The following is a 2,925-nucleotide window of genomic DNA, read 5'->3' as shown; positions in this document are numbered from 1 at the left end:
CTCACTCCTGCACGCTGATTAGGAACGGTCGACCAGTATCCCCAGTGTCCGGTGCGCCCGAACATGTGATCTCCAGAACGCTGCCGGCCACCGCGGGATCCGTTCTCGTCGACGGCCGCGACGTGACCCGGCTGCCCGTGGACCGCCGCGTCGCCCTCGGGGTCGCCGCGACGTTCCAGCACTCCAGTCTCTTCCTGCGCGAGAGCGTGCTGGAGAACGTCCTGCTCGCCGTGTTGCGCCGGACCCGAAGCGGATTCGGCGGCTGGCGGAAGGTGAGTGCCCGGGCCGCGGCGATCGCCCAGTCGCGCACGCTGCTGGAGCGCGTGGGCCTGCCCACCCGGCACGACGCCCGGGCAGGCGTGCTCTCCCACGGCGAACGGCGGCAGCTGGAGGTCGCCGTCGCCCTCGCCACCGAACCGCGGCTGCTGTTGCTGGACGAGCCCGCCGCCGGCATGTCTCCGGCCGAGACGGCGCGACTCACCGAACTGATCGCCGCCCTGCCACGCGACGTGACCGTACTCCTCATCGAACACGACCTCGACATGGTCTTCGAACTCGCCGACACCGTGACGGTCATGCACCTCGGCGGACACCTGAAGACCGGCTCCCCGGACGAGGTGCGGGCCTCCGCCGAAGTCCAGCACGCCTATCTCGGCACCATGGAGGTCTCCTCGTGACACCCTTCCTCAGCATGCGCGGGCTGCGCTCCGGCTACGCCGGCGGCGTGGTCCTGGACGGCGTCGACCTCGACCTCGACGCGGGCGGGACCCTCGCCGTCCTCGGCCGCAACGGGGTCGGGAAGACCACCCTCATCTCGACCCTCACGGGATTCGTCCGGCCCTACGGCGGCAGCGTCACCCCTCGACGGCCGGGAGCTCGCCGGGTCCCGTGTCGACGTGATCGCCCGCGCAGGGGTGGGCGTCGTCCCGCAGGGCCGCCGTGTCTTCGCGCCGCTGACCGTGGCGGAGCACCTGGCGATCGCCTCACGGCGGCCGGCGCGGGGCCCGTGGACCAAGGCCCGCGTCCTGGACCTGCTGCCGCGGCTGGGGGAGCGGCTCGGCCATCGCGGCGACCAGCTCTCCGGCGGGGAACAGCAGATGCTCGCGATCGCCCGCGCACTGCTGGGCAATCCGCGCCTGCTGCTGCTCGACGAGCCGTCCGACGGCCTCGCCCCGGCGATCGTCGCCCACGTGGGCGAGGTGATCCGCGAGGTGAGCGCGCATGGCATGTCGGTGGTCATCGTCGAACAGAACCTGGGGCTCGCCCTCTCCGTGGCCCAGAACGTGGCGGTCATGCAGAAGGGGCGCATCGTCCACCAGGCGGCCTGCGCCGCGTTCCGCTCCAGCCCCGAGGACCGGCGGCGGCTGCTGGGCGTCGAGTGACCGGCTCGGAGGCGGAAGCGGCGCCGCGGACCTACGGTGGTCGAAGAGACGGATCGGGCCGATCCCCGCTTTGGAGGAGGCTGCCATGGAGGACCACTGCGTCTGGGTGACCACGCGCCGCATCGAGCCGGGCGCCTTGGAGGACTTCGAGCGGGCGTGGCGCCCGGGTACCCACCCCGACGGCATGCGCCGCGCCTTCGCGTACTGGTCCGAGGACGGGCAGGAGATCACCGGAGTGTCGCTCTGGGACTCCCGGGATGCGTGCGACGCGTGGCGGTCCTCCGACGCGGAGAAACAGCGGCGTGAGGCCATGGCCCCGTACGTCGTAGAGGAGCGGGAGGGCTTCTACCGCGGAGGCGAACTCACCGTTCCCGATCGGTGACCCCGGTCGGCACGGGGCCTGCCCGGACGGTGCAGGCGCCCTCCGGGTCGCGGGTGATGCGCGTGCCGAACGGGCGGCTGGTGCGGGCGAGGACCTGGTGGAGCCAGTCGCAGTCCTCGCGCGGGGCGTGCCGCAGACGCATCCGGTGGGCCTGCAGCGGGACGAGGCGGGCGTGGTCGAGCCGGCCGGTGTCCGGGGCCAGTGAGAGGAAGTACAGCAGCCGCAGATCGTCCCTGTACCGCTCGTTGCCGCCGATCCCCTCGTAGTCGTCGATCAGGTCGCCGCAGCCGTAGAGGACCGGATGCCCCCGGTACACCTCCAACGGGCGCGGATGGTGCGAGGAGTGCCCGTGGACGACGTCCGCGCCGCCGTCGACGAGCGCGTGTGCGAAGCGGATCTGGTCGCGGGGGACGGCGTAGCCCCAGTTGGAACCCCAATGGATCGAGACGACCACGAGGTCGCCCGGTCGTTTCGCCCGCCGGATGCGGCCGGCCACCTCGGCCGCATCCGCGTCCGAGGCCTCGTCGGCGAAGGCGATCCCGCTCCGGTCCGGGCCGGCTGCCCAGGTGCGGGGGACGCCGCTCGACGCCGTACCCAGGGAGAAGACCAGCAGGCGGCGGTTCCCGGAGAGGGCGAGGACCGCGGGCCGCCGGGCCTCCTCGAGGTCCCGCCCCGCTCCCGCCGTCCGCAGTCCTGCGGCGGCGAGCGCGTCGAGGGTCTCGGCCAGCCCGCGGCGGCCGTAGTCCAGGACGTGATTGTTGGCGAGCACACACACGTCGGGTCGGGCGGCCGCCAGGCAGGGCAGGTTGGCGGGGTGCATCCGGTAGTGAACGGCTTTGCCGGGCTCGACGTCGTCGCTCCGGGTGACGGACGTCTCCAGATTGAGGATCCGGGCGTCGGGCGCGGCCGCGTCGAGCAGGTCCAGCGCCTCTCCCCAGGGCCAGGAGAAGGCCGCCCGACGCGGAACCGTGCCGTTCGCCGCCTCCGCCAGCAGGACGTACGTGCGCGCATCGGTGACGTACGCCTCCGGCAGGGCCGGGTCACCGGGGTGCGGAAGGATCTGGTCGACGCCGCGGCCGAGCATCACGTCACCGGCGAGGAACAGCGTCACGAGTTCACCGCCCACTCCTCCAGGCTAGGGCTGTGACCGGAAAGGTTCAC

4 protein-coding genes and 1 pseudogene are annotated in these 2,925 nt (G+C 72.7%); 4 read left to right on the top strand and 1 reads right to left on the bottom strand.

The window, feature by feature from the left end:
• Positions 1–65 precede the first annotated feature (65 nt).
• The 4 genes and pseudogenes from J7E94_RS04550 to J7E94_RS04540 all read left to right on the top strand — a co-directional run bounded on the left by J7E94_RS04550 (position 66) and on the right by J7E94_RS04540 (position 1,764).
• Positions 66–677, top strand: a complete 612-nt coding sequence (locus tag J7E94_RS04550) for an ABC transporter ATP-binding protein (RefSeq protein WP_215012488.1) — start codon at positions 66–68, stop codon at positions 675–677.
• Between the two features lie 14 nt (positions 678–691).
• Positions 692–799, top strand: a pseudogene (locus tag J7E94_RS34170) (sulfonate ABC transporter ATP-binding protein); the annotation flags it as partial.
• Between the two features lie 97 nt (positions 800–896).
• Positions 897–1,382 (top strand): ATP-binding cassette domain-containing protein, encoded by a 486-nt coding sequence (locus J7E94_RS34165; RefSeq protein WP_308344543.1) that lies wholly within the window; start codon positions 897–899, stop codon positions 1,380–1,382.
• Between the two features lie 85 nt (positions 1,383–1,467).
• Positions 1,468–1,764, top strand: a complete 297-nt coding sequence (locus tag J7E94_RS04540; RefSeq protein ID WP_215012487.1) for an antibiotic biosynthesis monooxygenase — start codon at positions 1,468–1,470, stop codon at positions 1,762–1,764.
• On the opposite strand, the gene J7E94_RS04535 is transcribed toward J7E94_RS04540, so the two are convergent.
• Positions 1,745–2,890, bottom strand: a complete 1,146-nt coding sequence (locus J7E94_RS04535; RefSeq protein ID WP_215012486.1) for a CapA family protein — start codon at positions 2,888–2,890, stop codon at positions 1,745–1,747. The two genes, J7E94_RS04540 and J7E94_RS04535, sit on opposite strands and share 20 nt — an antisense overlap.
• Positions 2,891–2,925: the final 35 nt, after the last annotated feature.

It is taken from the genome of Streptomyces sp. ISL-94 (genome assembly GCF_018614075.1).
GTDB lineage: Bacteria > Actinomycetota > Actinomycetes > Streptomycetales > Streptomycetaceae > Streptomyces.
Note: the sequence above shows the minus strand (reverse complement) of the source record. Positions and strands in the feature narration are given on the sequence as shown.